Below are 18,075 nucleotides of genomic sequence, written 5' to 3' on the forward strand. Positions count from 1 at the left end.
ATGACCACACCCACGGCCCTCGCCACCGACGAGGCGCGCACCCGCCTGCACGAACTGACCATCATCGACGTGCGCACCCCGGGCGAATACGCCGGCGGTCATCTCCCCGGCGCGCTCAACATCCCCCTCGACCAGATCCGGCGCGCGCTGCCCGACATCCGTCACGCCACCGACCGCGGCGACGTCCTGGTCGTCTGCGCCTCGGGCGCCCGCTCCGAGAACGCCTGCAAGATCCTCGCAGAGAACGGCGTCACCACCGCCACCCTGTCAGGAGGCACCGGTGCCTGGGCGGCCGACGGCCACGAGCTCCACCGCCCCCAGGGCGCCTCCCGCGCCACCTGGGGAATGGAGCGACAGGTGAGGCTCACCGCAGGAGTGACCGTGCTGCTCGGCCTGCTGCTCGGGCTCGTCGTCCACCCCGCCTTCCAGCTCATCTCCGCCGGCATCGCGGGCGGTCTGGTCTACTCCGCCCTGACCAACACCTGCGGCATGGCCGCCATGCTCGCCAAGCTCCCCCACAACCGCCCCCGCGCCGCCGACCTCGACAACACACTGGCCGCACTACGCAACCGCTGAACCACACCACAAAGGGGAGGGACCTGGCTCCGGATCCCTCCCCTTTCGTATCCAGGCCATGTGGCCAACAGCTCCGAACCGGGCGGGTGATCCGGCGTCGCGGCACCACAGCTCAGGCCAGAGAAAGGAACAGCTTCTCCAGCCGAGTACGCATCTGCTCCCGGTCACCGGAAGCAGCCATGTCCGCATCGGTCAGGCAGTGCTGCAGCCCCGTGGCGATGATCGCGAAACCGGCCTTGTCCAAAGCCCTGGACGCCGCGGCGAGCTGGGTGACGACGTCCTCGCAGTCCCGCCCCTCCTCGATCATCTTGATCACACCGGCGATCTGACCCTGCGCCCGGCGCAGCCGGTTGACCACCGTCTTCAGTTCCTCAGCCGCCATCGCCAGTTCCACAACCCACACTCCTTCGGTAAGATACCCCCTTGGGTATCATACCGAAGGAGTAACCTCACCCGGGCAAAGGAAAATCCCCGTCGCTCCACCACCACCGCCCTCAGTGCCGATCAGGCCAACGCCCGCCCGTACGAGCTGACCGTCATCGACGGAGGTGGCACGGCGCGAACGCATTCTGGAAGTCGCTGCCGAGCTGGGCGCCGATGTGGCCTACGAACGAGTGCAGATGCAGGAGGTCGCCAAGGCCGCCGACCTGGCACTCGGCACGCTCTATCGTTACTTCCCCTCCAAGGTGCACTTGTTCGCAGCGCTGTGGAAGACGCATATCGACGGCTTTGTTGAGGACTGCTGGCAATCCCCTGGGAACGATCCGGGCGCCACCGTCGGCGATCGGCTGGTGGCCCTGACCCGGTCCTTGCTGGACCGGCCCCTGCTGTGCTCGGCGATGGTACGGGCCATCGCCGTCGACTATTCCGTCAACCCCGACTACCACTTTCGGTTCGCCGAGGACAGGCTGTGCCGGGCAGTGCTACACACCCTGGGCCGGGACGCCTCTAGGCCGCCTTTAGGGAGACGATTTCCGTGAGGGCGTTTGTGGCGATCAGCGAGGTGACCGGCTCAACGACTGCGCCTCGCCTGACCGTCGCATCGTGTCGCCGGATCCGCAGTAACCAGTCGCGCCCGGGTCCTCGCGCCGACGAGGCATTGCCGTCTCGATCTCATCATCCACAATAACTAAAGCGCGTTAGTAGCGCGCGCAAGCGCCATCCTACGCCCTCACCGCGGTCGGAGGAGACAGCATCCAGCCTGCTGCGGCGCGGCGGGGCGTGATCCGAGATCAGACTGAGCGACGCTCGATCACCCGGGTGACCTCAGGACCGATAGGGACGGGCCGTCCGTCGAGGAGACTGATGATCGCCTCGACGAGATGTCGTGCGGTGTCCCGCATATCTACTGCCACCATCGTCAACGGCGGGGCTGCGAGGCGTGCGGCCGGCGAATCGACCGCGCCGATCACGGCCAGGTCCGACGGCGCGGCTAGTCCTTGCTCGCGTAGACCCGCGAGGACGGCCAAGGCTGCCACATCGTCGTGGGCGCACACGCCGGTGACGGCGGGGGTCATCCCACGCCATGCCTCGACAGCGGCTCCGGCTCCCACCTCGTCGCAGGGAACAGCCAGAGCCACCGGGCCCGGCACACCGTGCTCGGCGCAGGCTCCCTGCAGTGCTTTCAGGCGCATCTCGCTCGCCTCGGCCAGGCGTTCGTCGTGCGGGCGGGCGTAGCCGAGCCGACGGTGCCCCGCCCTGAGCAGTCGCTCGACCTGCAGCCGGGCGATGCTGTTTTCCCGGGCTCCCCAGATCCACTGCGCGACGGGGTCGGACTCGGCGGTGAGAGAGACCACGGCGCGTACGCCATTGCGCCGCATCGCGGCGACGTCATTATCGGGCAGGTCCCATGCGAGGACGGCCACGGGCGTGATGACGGTCCACACATCACCATCGGGCCTGCGGGACCACGGATGGATCACCGCAGTGAGCCCGACGGCCGCGAACTCCGCCGAGAGAAACTCGACCAGTGTGCCCAGGTCGGGCAGCGGCAACTGAGGGGGCTGATAGAGGAGCACGACGTCACTCCGGCCGCGGCTGAGCGTCCGGGCCTCCGCCGAGGGGGCATAGCGCAGCCGGGCCGCCGCTTCGAGGACGCGCTGCCGCGTCGACTCGGAGATCGTCTGCCCCTTGGTGCCGTTGAGCACGAAGCTGACAGTGGCCCTGGAGACTCCGGCCTCCCGGGCGACGTCGGAACTGGTGACCCGGCCCTCCGGCCGAGCAGCGGCCTCGCCCGCCATCCATCGCCCCTTCCGCTCTTGTGGGTGTACCACGCCTGATGTACTGTACCCGCACTCACTAACGCGCGTTAGTGAATGAATAGTCGGTAGGGCGTCCCCGTGGCCACGGGGACTCGTCATGCCGCTCCGACAACCACCCCCTAAGGGCCCTGAGAGGGGCCGGTGCCAATCCACGGCTTACCCCTGAAGGGGCACGATCGGTTCTGCTCCGTGTTCCGGCGGAGCAGAACCCACGCAGCCCGTGCGGGGTTCGAGGTCGTCCGCAGACATGCAGATTCGTTCTGCTCGACGACCGCGCGCCTGATCCCTACGAACTCAGAACCTCAGGAGCTGCTGATCGTGCCCGAACCGTTGATCTTCCCCGAGCGCTTCCTTTGGGGGGCCGCGACAGCCGCACATCAGGTCGAAGGCAACAACGCGAACAGCGACTGGTGGGAATGGGAGACCGACCCAGCGCCCAAGGCGCCCATGGCAGGGCCCTCCGGCATGGCGTGCGACCACTTCAACCGTTACAAGGACGACATCGCGCTGCTCGCGGAACTCGGACTGAACACCTACCGCTTCTCCGTGGAGTGGGCACGAGTCGAGCCCCGCCAGGGAGAATTCGACCGCGAGGCGCTCCAACACTACGCCGACATGGTCGAGACCTGCCTGACCCACGGCGTCACACCGATGATCACGCTGCAGCACTTCACGTTGCCGGCCTGGGTCACCCACGCCGGAGCCTGGACCAATGCCGAACTCCCGGCCTGGTTCACGCGCTACACCAGGCACGTGATGGAACATCTACAGAACCGTGCTCCCTACATCTGCACGATCAACGAGCCCGGCAACATGATCACGCGGGGGTATCTGGGCACCTTCCCGACTCCGCCCTTCGTCCGGAACCTCGACGCGTTCGACGCCGCAGCCTCAGGAGTGATCGCCGCACACCGCAATGCCCGAGAGGTCATCCGTGAACTCGCACCCGGCGTCAAGGTCGGCATGGCCCATGCGCTGCAGGACTGGCACGCCAATCCCGGCGGAGTCCCAGCGATGGAATGGGCTCGGGAACTCCACGAAGACAGGTTCTTCGCCGAGACCGCCGACGACGACTTCATCGGCGTCCAGACCTACACCCGCCTCGACGTCAACGCCCCCCGCATCACCAAACCCCTCAGCGCGGCGCTTCTGCGCAGCCGTCGCCTTACGCAGTCGCTCGCCCTGCCGTACCTGCGCCGCCAAGCGGCAGCCGTGTCTGCGGAAGGAGCACCCGTCGGCGAGGGCCGCCGCACCCAGATGGGATATCTGTGGGCTCCTGAGGCGGTCGAGGCCACGACCCGGCGAGTGGCGGGCCTCTTCCCCGGCAAGGAGATCGTCCTCACCGAGCACGGTGTCGCGACCGACGTCGACAGCGAGCGTATCGACTACATTCGAGCAGGTCTGCGCGTCGTGCACCGGCTGATCGGCGACGGACTGCCCATCACCGGCTACGTCCACTGGTCACTGCTGGACAACTTCGAGTGGTGGGACGGCTACGGCCCCAAGTACGGGCTCGTGGCGGTCGACCGCAGCACTCAGGAGCGGGTCGTCAAACCATCGGCACATTGGTATGGCGACGTGGCCCGGATCAACCGGATGCCAACATGAGCCGCCGCCTGGGACACGGTACGGCTACCTCGGCATGAGCCGTTCGCCCGCTGGGTGGCGTGGCCGAGTCCGCCCTCGAAGCGGCGCCGACAGGCCTTGAGGTCTTCGATACCACATGCACGCAACTGGCCCAGGGCGAGCGTCGCATACGAATATCGGCGGCGCTGAACGACCAGATCGCGCCACGCACGGTCCAGGTCACTGCGCGCGTCAGGCGGGCGACCTAATTTGCATGCGGCTGCGGAGCAGGCGTCTCGATGAACGTCATGGACTGTGGCGAACGCACCTGGCCTGGCTCCACCATCCCCGTACCGCAGGACAACCGCCCGGTCGGCCTTGGATCAGAGCCAACGACGCCAGGTGGCGGTTCGTCGCCGCCGTAGGCCGCACCCACCTCGTGGTTCCGGTGCCCACAGCGCCATCCCATGATCACCATCACAGCAACAAGGAGTTCTCATGTCGTTCCGCTGGGGCATCGCCGGCACTGGTGTCATAGCAAACAGTTTTGCGGACGCGTTGGGCCGGTTGCCTGACGCCCACTTGGTCGCCGTCGGCTCCCGCAGTCGGAAAGGGGCCGACGCGTTCGGCGAGAAGCACGGCATCGCCGCGCGACACCGGCACGCTTCGTACGAAGATCTGGCCGCCGATGACACTGTCGACATTGTCTACGTCGCATCGCCCCACTCCCACCATCACGAGCACACGTTGCTGTTCCTGAACGCGGGGCGTCCAGTGTTGTGCGAGAAGGCGTTCTCGCTGGACGCGGAGCAGGCCGCTGAAATGGTGGCTGTGTCCAGGGAACGGGGCCTGTTCCTGATGGAGGCGATGTGGAGCCGGTTCCTGCCGGCCTATGTCAAAGTCAGAGAACTGCTCGCCGAGGACGTCATCGGTGAAGTCCAGTCCCTGGAGGCCGACTTCGGCTTCCAATTCCCGGCGGACCCCGAACACCGTCTGTTCGATCGCGCGCTGGGTGGCGGTTCCCTGCTCGACCTGGGTGTGTATCCCCTATCGCTGGCCAGCATGGTGCTGGGTACGCCCGACCGGGTCACGGCGTACGGCACACTCGGCTCGACCGGCGTCGACGAGCATGTCGCTGTCCTCTCCGGGTACGACAGTGGGGCGGTCGCGCTGGCCCAGAGTTCCATGCGGGCGAACCTCGGTTGCACAGCCCGTATCACCGGCACCGAAGGTCACATCGAACTGCCGTTCCTGATGCACTGCCCGGACGAACTGACCGTGCAGACGCGGGGCACCACCGAACGCCTGAGTCTGCCCGCCGCCCGCGAGGGCGACGGCGACGACACGGCGGGCGGCGGCCTGCACCGCCAGATCCGGCACGTCCAGGAGCGGCTACGCGCAGGGGAGTTGGAGAGCGAGATCATGCCTCTGGACGAGACCGTGGCGGTGATGCGCACGCTCGACACCGTGCGCGACCAGATCGGCCTGAGCTACACCACTCACTGACGTTCCCGCAACCAGCCAGCCATACGGATGCGTTCGGGGTTACGGCCACTCCGCTGCCGTAACCGCGTCCGAGGGGATCGGTACGGATCTCCGCCGCCTGATGTGGCCCGCACCCGTGGAGCCGCTTGCGGCGTCGCTACTCAACCGAAGCCGGAGAAGCCGATGGCTCACAGTGCAGAACGGCCCCCAGGCAGGCTCACGCCACGGGCCAGAACCAGATGGCTGGTTGTTTTCGTCATGGCTTTCGATCTCATGCTGACTGGAATCGCGTACTCCGCCTCAGGGGAATCGCCTCAGATCAGGGTGCTGTCGAATCGCGCGGATCTGGTGTCCGGGGGCGACGCCCTCGTCGAGGTGGCCCTGCCTTCCGGGGGAACACCAGAGAATGTGCGCGTGGACGTGGACGGCCGGGATGTGACATCCGCTTTCGCCGTCCGGCCGGACGGCCGCTTCCTGGGCCTGGTCACCGGCCTCCAGGTCGGCGAGAACAGGATGACGGCCCGGACACAGGGGGGCGCGGCAAGCCTTACCATCACCGGCCATCCCATCGGCGGACCGCTGTTCGCCGGGCCACAGGTACAGCCGTGGGTGTGCGCGACCGAGGAGAACGGCCTCGGGAAGCCGCAGGATGTCGCGTGCAATACTCCAGCGAAGTACAAGCTCTTCTACAAGTCCTGGCTGACCGGCCAGTTCACCGCATATGATCCGAAAAGACCGCCCGCAGACCTCGCATACACAACGACGGACCAGGGCAAGCGGGTCGCGTACGTCGTACGCCGGGAACGCGGCGTGATGGACCGTGGCATCTACGACATCGCGGTGTTGTACGACCCGGCCAAGCCGTGGCAACCGTGGGCACCGCAAGGCGGCTTCAACGGAAAACTCCTTGTGCCGTTCGGCGGCGACTGCACGCCGCGGCATTCACAGGACGCACCCATGGAGAACGTTCTCAACGACACGGCTCTGTCCCGCGGGTTCGCCGTCGCGGTGTCCAACCTGAACATGCTGGGGCAGAACTGCAACGACGTGGTCTCCACCGAAGCGCTGGTGATGCTCAAGGAGCACTTCGTCGAGAACTACGGCCCGATCCGCTACACCATCGGGCAAGGCTGCTCCGGCGGTTCCATGCAGCAGCACTGGATCACCTCCAACTACCCCGGTCTGTTGGACGGCATCCTGCCCTCCTGCAGCTTCCCCGACGTCTGGTCCACGCTGCAGGAGGCCGAGGACTGTCACGTACTCGACCACCACTTCGACAGGTCTCCATTGTGGGCGTTGACCACCCACAGAACCGCGGTGACCGGCCACGCGTTCGAGACGGTGTGCCGGACACTCTGGGACAACCCGACAGGCAACGGGCAGTACTCCAAGACCTGGTTGGACCCGGACAACGGGGCCGGCTGCCTCGGCGGATTCCTGGCCGGCCACACCACTCTGGAGCCCAATCGCTCGTGGGTGTACGACGCCGAGGCAAATCCTGCCGGTGAGCGGTGCACTCTTCAGGACTACGCCGTGGCCGTCTGGGGCCGAAGGCCCGCGAGTTCATGGGGGCCGGTCGAACAACGCATCCAACGCGGTTTCGCCAACCGGCCGTACGACAACACCGGTGTCCAGTACGGCCTGAAGGCCGTCGAGTCCGGCACGATCACCGCTGAGCAGTTCGTCGACCTCAACGAGAGCGTCGGCGGGCTCGACATCGACTGGAAGTGGCAGCCGGAGCGTAGTGAAGCCGACCCTGCGGCGCTGGAAGTCGCATACCGCTCCGGTCGGGTGACCTACCCCCGCGAGGCGGCCAAGGTCCCCGTCATCGATCTGCGCTCTCCCGGCAACTGGGAGATCCACAGCGACTTCCACAGTTACGCCATGCGTGCCCGCTTCGACCAGGCCAACGGTGGCCATGACAATCAGATCATCTGGACGGGTGTGCCTCCGGTGCAAACCGACGGCGATGCCCGCGAGAAGGCGTTCCTGCTCATGGACAGATGGCTGACCCGCATCGAAGCCGACACGTCCAACGACCCGATCGAGACCAAGGTGGTGCGCGACAAGCCGGCCGACGCTGTCGACGCGTGCTGGATCGGCAACCGCAAGATCTCCGATATGTCCGTCTGCCGCGCCACCTACCCTTACTTCGGTGTGCCCCGGACTGCGGCCGGGGGCCCGACGGCCAACAACATCCTCAAGTGCCAACTCAAGGAACTCAACCGGGACGACTACACCGTCGACTTCTCCAACGCCCAATGGGGCCGACTGCGGAAGGCCTTCCCCGAGGGGGTGTGCGACTACCGCGAGCCAGGCGTGGCCCAGCAACCCTCTCTGCCGTGGCTGACCTTCTCCGGCGGGCCGGGCGGACAGCCACTGGGCGCTCCGCCGGAGTCCGCCCCTACACCCTGAAAGGCTTCCCCTCATCCGGTGCCCACGGTGTCCCGCATCCCCAGCTAAGCGCTACACCGTGGGCGCCCAGCACCCTGTACGTCTCGATGTCCCACCCGGTGTACTACTCGCCCTCGGAGACGAAGCGGCCACGCGTGTCCTGGATGATCGCCATGAGCCCGCGCTCGGCCGCGGCAACAGATTGAGAGGCCTGGCCATGAAGGAGGTCTGCTTGCCGTTCAGCAGCCGACTCGGCAGCACCGGCCATGGCCCCGTCCCACCCAGACGGTGGACGTCCGCGCGCAGCACCATCCCGTCAAGCAACATCGGCCCGGATCGCAGTAGGCTCCGTAGCCCCGGCAAGCGCCCGGTCGAACTGCCGCCGTCCTCGCCGAGGAAACCATCTGCAACCCGTGGTGGAGACGCGCACCGGCCGACGCCAGCCGCGCCTGCTGGTCATCTGTCTGCACGGCACCGGACTGTGCTACCACAAGCCCACGCCCCTCGGCCCACAGGAGCCCTGCTTCGCCGCCGCCCCGGTACCCCGTGCGGCCAGCAGACGGCGTGCTCGGCACGCAACCGGACCAGGATCTCCGCCTGGCCGGGTCCGAACAGGTCCTGATAGAGGTGCTCGGCCAGCGCGAAGCAGAAGGCGCGGTGATCCCCTATAGAGTCAAGGGTCGGTCTGCCATCATCAAGGGCGATGACGGCCAATCCACCGAGTCCGGGCCGAAGAGGCGACCACTGCGGTGTGGGCCGTGGGAATGCACAGGCTGACGACGAGGGCAGTTGGGTGTGCGGTAGACATGGCAGGGAGCCCGCTTGCCCGCCCAACCGCCCCACCTCGGCCGAACGGCCAGGAAACGAAGCGGTCGCAAGCGTCCTCGGCCGAAAGGCTGATACCCCGCGCGCGTAGGTCGCAGCCTCTGGCGCGTCTCCTGTGCGGGGATCTGCCTTGCATCAGTGAGCTCGAGGTGAGTTTGGCACCTGACCTGCGCCCTAACGTCCCGGGGTGCAGGCATGCACGCCGTGCCAATCCAGGGACACCATCCCTACCGCGTGCCAGTTTCTCAGGCTGTTTCGCTGGGCGTCATCCCAGGAGCTGATGCGACGACATACCTGAGGCTGACGAAACCCTTTCTCGCATCAGCCTCAGGTGGTCGGCAATTCAGCTGATCCGCAGGATCTGTGGGAACCGGACGATAGAGAGGTTCCCAGCGGGATGGACCCGGACTCTCGCGTCCATGGGCCTCTTGTGGCCGTTTGCACGGCCCGTGGCACGTGCCCCTCGCTGTCTCTATCCCGATCGGAGTGCTACCCATGATCACTAGCCCGTCCACCGGCCCCCGCGCCGCCGCCCCTGCCATCGCCGCCCGCGCCACTGAGCTCTCCAAGGTCTACGGACAGGGCGACACCAATGTGGTGGCCCTCGATCAGGTCAGTGTCGGCTTCGGGCAGTCCCAGTTCACCGCGATCATGGGGCCTTCGGGGTCCGGGAAGTCCACGCTGATGCACTGTGTCGCGGGGCTGGACAGCTTCTCCTCCGGCTCGGTCCGCGTCGGTGATGTCGAGCTCGGGTCACTGACGGACAGGCAACTCACCAAACTCCGCCGGGACAAGGTCGGCTTCATCTTCCAGGCGTTCAACCTGCTGCCCACCCTGACCGCGTTGGAGAACATCACGCTCCCGATGGACATCGCGGGCCGGACACCGGACAAGGAGTGGCTGGACAGCGTCATTCGGATGGTCGGTCTGTCGGGCCGGCTCAGCCACCGCCCCGCCCAGCTCTCCGGCGGCCAGCAGCAGCGCGTCGCCGTCGCCCGTGCGCTCGCCTCCAAGCCGGACATCGTCTTTGGGGATGAGCCGACCGGCAACCTGGACTCACGCTCGGGCGGCGAGGTCCTCGGCTTCCTGCGTGACTCGGTACGGGAGCTGGGCCAGACCGTCGTCATGGTCACCCATGATCCGGTCGCCGCTTCCTACGCGGACCGGGTCGTTTTCCTCGCCGACGGCCGGATCGTCGACGAGATGTACGAGCCCACCGCGGACGGGGTCCTCGACCTCATGAAGTCGTTCGAGACCCCGTTCCGTACGAGCTGAGCGGCCCGCAGCAGAGCCGACCAACCGGTACGCACCCCCTCCGTCCTCAGCTCCCCTCACTTCACCGGGATCACACCACCATGTTCCGCACAGCGCTGCGCAACGTCCTCGCGCACAAGGCCAGACTGCTGATGACCGTGCTCGCCGTCATGCTCGGCGTCGCGTTCGTCTCCGGCACTCTGATCTTCACCGACACCTACACGAACTCCTCCAGCAGCCAGAAAGCCAAGAGTTTCGCCCACGTGGACGTCCAGGTCGACCCGGACCCCAACCACTACTCCGATTCCCCCGGCATCAGTCGGAAGACGCTCGAAGAGGTCGCCCGTGTGGACGGGGTCGCCGAAGCCGCCGGGCGGGTCGACGGACTCGCCTACGTCTCCGACAGAGACGGCGGACTCATCGGCGGCGCGTTCAACTCGGGCGCCAACTACGCGCCGGGCAAGAACGGCAAGGACCCGCTCTACGCGTTCACCGAGGGTGGCGGTCCCACAGAGGCCATGCAGATCGCGCTCGACAAGGACAGCGCCGACAAGGGTGGCTACCATGTCGGCGACACCGTGCCTGTCGCTCTGACGGGTCCGGCCAAGAAGTACAAGCTCTCCGGCATCTTCACCACCGAGGACCAGCTGGTGGCAGGAGGCGGCAGCCTGGTGCTGTTCGACACACCGTCCGCACAGCGGCTCTACCTCCAGCCGGGCTTCTTCGAGAACGTCACCGTCACCGCCGCCCCCGGCGTTTCGAGCACCAAGCTCGCCGCCGCCATCGGCAAGGTACTTCCGGACTCCGCGAAGGCCGAGACCGGTCAACAACTCGCCGACGCCGAGGCAAAATTGGCGGAGGGAGACGCCTCGCTGCTCAGTGGGATACTGCTTGCCTTCGCCGGTGTCGCGCTCTTCGTCAGCGTCTTCTTGATCGCCAATACCTTCACCATGCTGGCTGCCCAGCGCACCCGGGAACTCGCTCTGCTGCGTGCGGTCGGCGCCTCCCGCAGGCAGGTCACCCGTTCCGTGCTGATCGAGGCGATGGTGGTCGGCGCGGCCGGTGCGGTCGCTGGGCTCGGGCTCGGTGCCGTCATGGCCGCCATAGCACAGTCAGTGGTCGATTTCGGCGGAGGGAAGCTCCCGGACGGGCCGCTGATCGTCACGTCGACGACTGTCCTGGTCTCAGCATTCGTCGGTGTGCTGGTCACCATGGTGGCCGCCTGGCTGCCGGCCCGTCGCGCAGCGAAGATCCCGCCGGTCGCGGCGATCAGCAGCGCACACCTGCCCTCCACCATCAGGTCCCTGATCCTGCGGAACGTGTTCGGCGGCATCCTCACGCTGCTCGGCGCGGCGGTCGTCGTCGCGGGCGCCGGGACCGGCGGCTCGCGCGGCGCGATGATCGTCGGGTTCGGTGCCTTCCTCGCGGTGATCGGTGTCCTCGTGCTGATCCCGTTGCTGTCCCGGCCGGTGATCGCGCTCGTACGGCCGCTGCTGCGGCGGGGCTTCGGTGTCTCCGGCACGCTCGCGGGCCAGAACGCCGTACGCAACCCGCGCCGTACCGGCGCCACCGCCTCCGCACTGGCCATCGGCCTCACACTGGTCAGTGCTCTGACCGTGCTCGGCGTCACTGTCGGTCAGTCCATGGACAGGATGACCACGGACATCGTCAAGGCCGACTATATGATCACGACCACTGCTGTGGACCTGGACACCTCGGCGGTCGCCGCCGTGCGCAAGCTCCCCGGCGTCAGGGCCGTGTCGCCAGAGCAGCAGTCGTGGATGCAGATCGACGGCATCCAGGAGGATGTAACAGCCATCGCCCCGGCGGAGTTCGACAAGGCACTCGACCTTCCGGTGGTCTCCGGCTCACAGGGCACGCTCGCCAAGGGGCAGATCGCCGTTGCCGAGGACGAAGCGCGATCCCACGGTTGGAAGGTGGGGGACACCCTGCCAGCGGTGTACGGGGACTCCGGCAAGAAGCGCAGGGTGACCGTCGGGGCTATCTTCGAGTCCAACGAGGTCGTCTTCCCTGTCGTCGTCTCCGCGGACGTGATCGAATCGACCCTCGCGGCGTCCCTCTCCAAGATCTACGTCAAGACGGACGGCAGCACGGACAGGAAGGCGCTCGCTGACGCCCTCCCCGGGCGCCCGGGGATCAAGATCGACGACCAGCAGGCCATCCGCAACGAGTTCAGCGGCACATACGATGCTGCGCTCAACGTCTTGTACGCACTGCTCGCGATCTCCCTGGCCATCGCGGTGCTGGGAGTGGTGAACACCCTCGCGATGTCAGTCTTCGAACGACAGCGCGAGGTCGGCATGCTGCGAGCCGTCGGACTCGACCGGCGAGGCGTGACGCGGATGATCCAGCTGGAGGCCGTGGTCATCTCCCTCTTCGGCGCGGTCATCGGCATCGGAGTCGGTTCCTTCCTGGGCTGGGCCGTCTGCGAGATCGTAAAGGCGGACATCCCCGGGTACGCGCTGGTGCTGCCGTGGGGCCGGTTCGCGCTCTTCCTGCTGCTGGCAGCGCTCGTCGGACTCCTGGCCGCCATGTGGCCGGCCCGCAACGCGTCCCGACTGAACATGCTCATGGCCATCAAGACCGACTAGACGGAGGGAATCGCCGTACGGCCGTAGGCACATCGATGTGCCTACGGCCGTACGGTTGTGTGGCGAGCACGGGGCCCCCAGGCCCAACAGGTCAGTCTTCGGTGGGTCCACTGACTCCTCCTGCACACATCCTGCGCAGCCCCCGCCTGACGCAGTCGCTCGCCCTGCCGCCCCTGCACCGCCAGGCGGAAGTCGTCTCACTGGCGGAAGACGCACCCGCACCCGCTGACGGGATCCCGCGATGCACGTAAGCGTATCGACTACATCCGAGCAGGTCTGCGCGTCGTGCACCGGCTGATCGACGACGGACTGCCCGTCACCGGCTACGTCCACTTTCAAGTGCTGGGACGGCTACCGCCCCAAGCACGGGCTCGTGGCGGTCGACCACACCACTCAGGACCGCATCGTCAAGCGCCCGGCCCGTCCATTCGTCGGATTCGCCTTCGCGCACATGCTCGGCTTCAACCTGCTGCCCCGGTTGAAGAACGTGGGCTCGGCCCGGCTGTACCGGCCGGTTGCCGGCGAGGACGAGACGTGGCCGCACCTGGCCCCGGTGCTGTCCAGCAAGACGATCGACTGGGAGCTGATCCGCCAGCAGTACGACCAGATCGTCAAATACACCACCGCGCTCCGCCTGGGCACGGCCGAGGCCGAGCAGGTGCTACGACGCTTCACCTGCGGCGGCCCGAAGCACCCGACCTACCGGGCGATCGAGGAGCTCGGCCGCGCTGTGCGGACAGCGTTCGTCTGCGACTACCTGGCCAGCCCCGAACTACGGCGGGAGATCCACGAGGGCCTGCAAGTGGTGGAGAACTGGAACTCCGCCAACCACGACCTGTTCTACGGCAAGGACGGGGACCTGACCGGCGCCGACCGCGAGAGCCAGGAGATCTCGATGCTCGCCCTGCACCTGCTGCAGGCTGCCCTTGTCCACGTCAACACCCTGCTGCTGCAGAGGTCCTGGCCGAGCCGAAGGGGGTCGAGCGCCTCGGCGATGCCGATCGGCGCGCGTTGTCCCCGCTGTTCTGGACTCACGTCAACCCCTACGGCCGGTTCGAGCTGGACATGAGCAACCGGCTAGATCTCCAGTCGGCTGTAGTCGTCCCGGGCCAGCGAGCGGACGAACCGCAGTCGGCGCCCGCCGGGGAGAGCGCCGCGCAGCGGTAGCGCCAGCGATTCCGGGTCGAAGCCGTCGGCTGCGGCTTCGACCCAGAATCCCGTGGTCACGGCCGGGCGGTGGGGAGAGCCGGGCCGACGCCGGGAACCGCTCGGAGCGGGGACGGCCGCTCATCGATCAGGCGGTGTCGATGAGCCGGCGAAGTCTCTCCCGCCCGTTCGGTCTCGGGCGCGCGCCCGCTGCCTCGGATGTCGGCTTCGCCGGGCCGGCTCGGCGAGGCTGCTGCGGCGTGTCAGCGGGACTCCTGTGCGCTGAGCAGCGTGAGGGCGTTGCGGATGCCCTCTTCGAGGAGTTCGTCGGAGAGTCGCGGGTCAGACAGGGCGCGGGAGAGCTGCAGTGTCCCGACCATCATGGCGTAGACGCTGAGGGTCTTCGTGTGCGCCGAGCGCGGATCGGCGGGCGCCAGGCGGGCGGCGATGCCGTCGATGACGGCGAGCACCCCGTCGGTGTACGCCTGCTTGGTCTCCTGCGGGCAGCGCCCGATCTCATCGAGGAGTGCGGCGGAGGGGCAGCCGTCGTCGGGGCTGTCGCGGTGCTGGGGCGACAGATACCACCGCACGATCTGCTCGAGTCCTGCGATGCCGGGGGCCGCCTGGTCGATGACGTTGGCGTACTGCGTGCGCAGCTGGTCCGCGACCGAGGCGGCCACGAGGTCGTCCTTGGACGCGAAGTGGGCGTAGAAGGCACCGTTGGTCAGTCCGGCGTCCGCCATCAGCGTCGAGATGCCCGAGCCATCGATACCGTCCTGCTTGAACCGGCGGCCGGCGGTCTCGATGATCCGCTGCCTGGTCGCCTGCTTGTGCTCTTTCCCGTAACGAGTCACGCGCTCGCTCCTTCGTGCGCCGGAAGGGTCGCCCGCTTTCCGCCGGCCTCGCCATCATATTGGATTACGAACGCACTCTAATGGTGTGCGGGCGGCGTCTTGGAGCACCGCCACGCCTTCTGCGCGGCCGGCCTGGTTCAGTCGTCGCCGGGCGTCATCGAGATCACGACCTTTCCGGCCGTGGTACGCCCCTGCTCGACGTACGCCATCGCCTCGAGCGTCCGGTCGAAGGGGAACGTCCGGTCGATGACCGGGCGGAGCCGTCCGCTGTCGTACAGGGCGCCGAGTTCACGGAGCTGGGCGCCGCTGGCCTGCATGAAGAAGAACTCATAGCGCACACCCAGGGCCTTGGCCTGCTTGCGCACCTTGCGGCTGAGCGCGTTCATGGCCACGCCCATGAACGAGGGCGCGCCGAGTTGCCTGGCGAACCCGGAGTCCGGCGGGCCGGCGACACCGATGGCCAGGCCGCCCGGCTTCAGCACAGTCAGCGACTTCTCGAGGTTCGCCCCGCCAAGGGAGTCCAGCACCAGGTCGTAGCCGGACAGCACCTGCGAGAAGTCCTCCTTCGTGTAGTCGACGACGGTGTCGGCGCCGAGGCTCCTGACCATCTCCTCGGCGCGGGAGTTCGTGGTCGTGGCCACCGTGGCACCGAAGTGCTTGGCGAGCTGGATGGCCGTCGATCCGAGGCCACCGGCACCGGCGTGGACGAGCACTTTCTGGCCCGGCACCACGTGGGCGCGCTCCACGAGGATCTGCCAGGCGGCCAGGGCCACCAGCGGCACCGCGGCCGCCTCGCGGAGCGTGAGTGACGCCGGCTTGGGCGCGACGTCGTCCTGGTCGACCGCAATGAACTCGGCAAAGCCTCCGACCCGCAGGTCGCGGGGACGTGCGTAGACCTCGTCGCCGACCGTCAAGCCGCGCACGGTCGGCCCGACCTGCGTCACGATCCCGGCGACGTCATGGCCGAGCACGAACGGAAGCTCGTACTTCAGGAGTCGTTTGAACTCCCCGTTGCGGACCATCTTGTCCAGCGGGTTGATGCTGGCAGCGCTCACCTGGACCAGGACGTCGCCGGCCCCGACGGTGGGCTCGGGAACATCAGCGGCGCGCAGGCCGCCCTTGCCGTACTTCTCGACGACGAACGCCTTCATGTCAGCCGTCCCTTCGCGTGATCTTCTCGGTTGTCTTCTCGGCGGACGATGCGCATGTCCGGGCAGCTTCCACCTCAGCGGCCGAGGTGCCGTCGAAGCCACTGGCCCATCTGCTCGATCGCCCGGTCCACCTCGGGCACGCGTCCCGCGCCCAGGATGAACGAGTGCTGGCCCTCCGGCAGCGGGCGGACCTCAGAGACGATCTTGAAGTCGGTCAGTCGGCGGCCGAAATCGGCGCCATCGCCGGCAAGCGTTTCGTGCTCGCCGTAGTGGAGGGCCGTGGGCGGCAGGCCGGTCAGGTCGGCGTTCACGATGCTGATGGCGGGGTCGGTGAAGTCCACGCCGGGGTCCTGCAGCCAAGCCGCTCGGAACAGCTCGAGGATGCCCCGGCTGAGCATCCTGTCGAGTTCCTCGTTCTCGTCCACCTTCGGGTTACTGATGGTGAGGTCGGTCCAGGGCGAGATGCTGACGACCGCGCCGGGGACTGCCTCGCCCTTGGCGAGCAGGCGCAGCGGCAGCGCGATCGCGAGGGTGCCTCCGATGGAGTGGCCGGTGCTGCCGATGTTCCGCGGCGCGTAGCCCTGAGCGAGCAGCCACCGGTAGGCGGTCTCGGCGTCGTCGATCTGCGCCGGGTGGGGATGCTCGGGCGCCAGGCGGAAGCCCACGACGAGTGAGCGGATTCCGGCCGCCTTGGCGATGTGGCCGGCGGCCTTGCGGTCCGATGCGATCGAGGCGGCGACCGATCCGCCGAAATGGAAGTGAAGCAGCGCCTTGTCGGGGTCGGCGCCCTCGGGGATGACCCACAGGGCGGGGACGCCGTCCGCGTCCACGTCGGCGTAGGTGACGCCTTCCGGCTCGGTCGATGCCGAAGCATGTGTGTCGACGATGTCGCGGACGACGGCCAGATCGAGTCCCGGCGTCGACGCCTTCGCACGCACGCTGTCGAGGAACTGCGCGAACTGCTGCGCTTCCGTGCTCATTCCCATGGTGATGCTCCTTGTCAGGTCAGAGCTGAACGCGCCTCTCGCGCGCGCTGCGGGTCGATGGGCCGGGTGCGACGTTTCAGCCGGGCATCCGGTTGAACCTGCGGATCTGCTTGTCGAACATCCCGGCGGGGACGAGGCGTCGCGCGGTGGTGATGCGTGAGGCGAGCGGTCCGGCGGTGTAGCGCAGCTTCGGCTTCGAGGCGGTGGCTGCCGTGACGATCTCCTTGGCGACGACGGCGGGGTCGTCGCCGGTCTTCATCGCCGCGGCGACCACTTCGTCGAAGACACGCCGCCGCTCCGCGTACAGCGGCAGCGGGGTGTCGGGCTGCGCGGCATTGGCATCGAAGGCGGTCCGGGTGTAGCCGGGCTCGACGAGCAGGACGCGGACGCCGTGCTCGCGGACCTCGTGATCCAGGGACTCGGAGTAGCCCTCGACGGCGTGCTTCGCGGCGGCGTAGAGGGCCATGTAGGGCTGCGGGATGACGCCGAGGACGGACGAGACGTTGACGATACGTCCACGGCCCTGGGTGCGCATGTGCGGCAGAACGGCCTTCGCCATGCGGACATGACCGAAGAAGTTGAGGTTGAAGAGGCGCTGGGCCTGGGCGACGGAGCTCTCCTCGGCGGCGCCGGCCGAGCCCAGACCGGCGTTGTTGACCAGGACGTCGATCCGTCCGAACCGTTCGATCACTTCCCGGACCGCGGCGGTGACGGATTCGTCGCTGGTCACGTCGAGGTCGAGGAAGGCCACACCGGCGGGCGGGGTGAGCCCCGAGGTGTTCCGTCCGGTTCCGATCACCTCGAACCCGGCTGTGACGAAGGCCCGAGCGGTTGCGTTACCGATCCCCGATGACGCCCCCGTCACGAGTGCTACCGGCCGTTGTGTCGCCATGACGGACTCCTTACACATTGAATTTCGATCGTATGGCTTACTGTCGTAATGTTATTGCGGGGCGGAGTGGATG

Annotated in this window: 15 protein-coding genes; 8 read left to right on the plus strand and 7 right to left on the minus strand. The window is 67.5% G+C overall.

The annotated features are described in order from the left end of the window. Positions 1–576, plus strand: coding sequence for a rhodanese-like domain-containing protein (locus J8M50_RS17710; protein WP_010358256.1), 576 nt, complete (start codon positions 1–3; stop codon positions 574–576). Positions 577–688: 112 nt separating this feature from the next. On the opposite strand, the gene J8M50_RS17715 is transcribed toward J8M50_RS17710, so the two are convergent. Beyond that, positions 689–970 (minus strand): metal-sensitive transcriptional regulator, encoded by a 282-nt coding sequence (locus J8M50_RS17715; RefSeq protein ID WP_010358257.1) that lies wholly within the window; start codon positions 968–970, stop codon positions 689–691. Positions 971–1,124: 154 nt separating this feature from the next. Here J8M50_RS17715 and J8M50_RS17720 point away from each other — a divergent pair, with 154 nt between their 5' ends. Beyond that, on the plus strand, positions 1,125–1,556 hold the full coding sequence (locus tag J8M50_RS17720) for a TetR/AcrR family transcriptional regulator (RefSeq protein ID WP_006379224.1): 432 nt from the start codon (positions 1,125–1,127) through the stop codon (positions 1,554–1,556). Positions 1,557–1,808: 252 nt separating this feature from the next. Here the strand turns inward: J8M50_RS17720 and J8M50_RS17725 are convergent, their stop codons facing one another. Next, on the minus strand, positions 1,809–2,816 hold the full coding sequence (locus J8M50_RS17725; RefSeq protein ID WP_010358258.1) for a LacI family DNA-binding transcriptional regulator: 1,008 nt from the start codon (positions 2,814–2,816) through the stop codon (positions 1,809–1,811). A 339-nt stretch (positions 2,817–3,155) separates the two neighbouring features. Here J8M50_RS17725 and J8M50_RS17730 point away from each other — a divergent pair, with 339 nt between their 5' ends. The 6 genes from J8M50_RS17730 (at position 3,156) to J8M50_RS17755 (ending at position 14,042) form a co-directional block, all read left to right on the plus strand. Continuing rightward, positions 3,156–4,445: a glycoside hydrolase family 1 protein gene (locus J8M50_RS17730; RefSeq protein ID WP_010358259.1), complete on the plus strand. Its 1,290-nt coding sequence runs from the start codon at positions 3,156–3,158 to the stop codon at positions 4,443–4,445. 456 nt (positions 4,446–4,901) lie between these two features. Beyond that, positions 4,902–5,909: a Gfo/Idh/MocA family protein gene (locus J8M50_RS17735; RefSeq protein ID WP_010358260.1), complete on the plus strand. Its 1,008-nt coding sequence runs from the start codon at positions 4,902–4,904 to the stop codon at positions 5,907–5,909. Between the two features lie 102 nt (positions 5,910–6,011). Continuing rightward, entirely contained in the window at positions 6,012–8,303 is a 2,292-nt protein-coding gene (locus J8M50_RS17740; protein WP_223786219.1) for a DUF6351 family protein, read from the plus strand. A gap of 1,299 nt (positions 8,304–9,602) precedes the next feature. Continuing rightward, positions 9,603–10,382: an ABC transporter ATP-binding protein gene (locus J8M50_RS17745; RefSeq protein ID WP_006378852.1), complete on the plus strand. Its 780-nt coding sequence runs from the start codon at positions 9,603–9,605 to the stop codon at positions 10,380–10,382. A gap of 80 nt (positions 10,383–10,462) precedes the next feature. Beyond that, positions 10,463–12,973 carry an ABC transporter permease gene (locus J8M50_RS17750; protein ID WP_006378563.1) on the plus strand — a complete coding sequence of 837 codons (2,511 nt, stop codon included), beginning with the start codon at positions 10,463–10,465 and terminating at the stop codon, positions 12,971–12,973. A 373-nt stretch (positions 12,974–13,346) separates the two neighbouring features. Continuing rightward, positions 13,347–14,042: a Tn3 family transposase gene (locus J8M50_RS17755; protein WP_006378841.1), complete on the plus strand. Its 696-nt coding sequence runs from the start codon at positions 13,347–13,349 to the stop codon at positions 14,040–14,042. Positions 14,043–14,050: 8 nt separating this feature from the next. Here J8M50_RS17755 and J8M50_RS17760 read toward each other — a convergent pair whose 3' ends face one another. The 5 genes from J8M50_RS17760 to J8M50_RS17780 form a co-directional block, all read right to left on the minus strand. Further along, positions 14,051–14,200 (minus strand): hypothetical protein, encoded by a 150-nt coding sequence (locus J8M50_RS17760; RefSeq protein ID WP_162138053.1) that lies wholly within the window; start codon positions 14,198–14,200, stop codon positions 14,051–14,053. A 182-nt stretch (positions 14,201–14,382) separates the two neighbouring features. After that, positions 14,383–14,973 carry a TetR/AcrR family transcriptional regulator gene (locus tag J8M50_RS17765; protein ID WP_006378871.1) on the minus strand — a complete coding sequence of 197 codons (591 nt, stop codon included), beginning with the start codon at positions 14,971–14,973 and terminating at the stop codon, positions 14,383–14,385. A 137-nt stretch (positions 14,974–15,110) separates the two neighbouring features. Continuing rightward, on the minus strand, positions 15,111–16,124 hold the full coding sequence (locus tag J8M50_RS17770; RefSeq protein ID WP_006378619.1) for an NADP-dependent oxidoreductase: 1,014 nt from the start codon (positions 16,122–16,124) through the stop codon (positions 15,111–15,113). Between the two features lie 74 nt (positions 16,125–16,198). Then, a complete protein-coding gene (locus J8M50_RS17775; RefSeq protein ID WP_010358266.1) occupies positions 16,199–17,104 on the minus strand; it encodes an alpha/beta hydrolase fold domain-containing protein in 906 nt (301 codons plus the stop codon). Between the two features lie 82 nt (positions 17,105–17,186). Beyond that, positions 17,187–18,002 carry an oxidoreductase gene (locus J8M50_RS17780; protein WP_010358267.1) on the minus strand — a complete coding sequence of 272 codons (816 nt, stop codon included), beginning with the start codon at positions 18,000–18,002 and terminating at the stop codon, positions 17,187–17,189. Positions 18,003–18,075: the final 73 nt, after the last annotated feature.

The organism is Streptomyces acidiscabies, assembly GCF_020010905.1.
Taxonomy (GTDB): domain Bacteria; phylum Actinomycetota; class Actinomycetes; order Streptomycetales; family Streptomycetaceae; genus Streptomyces; species Streptomyces acidiscabies.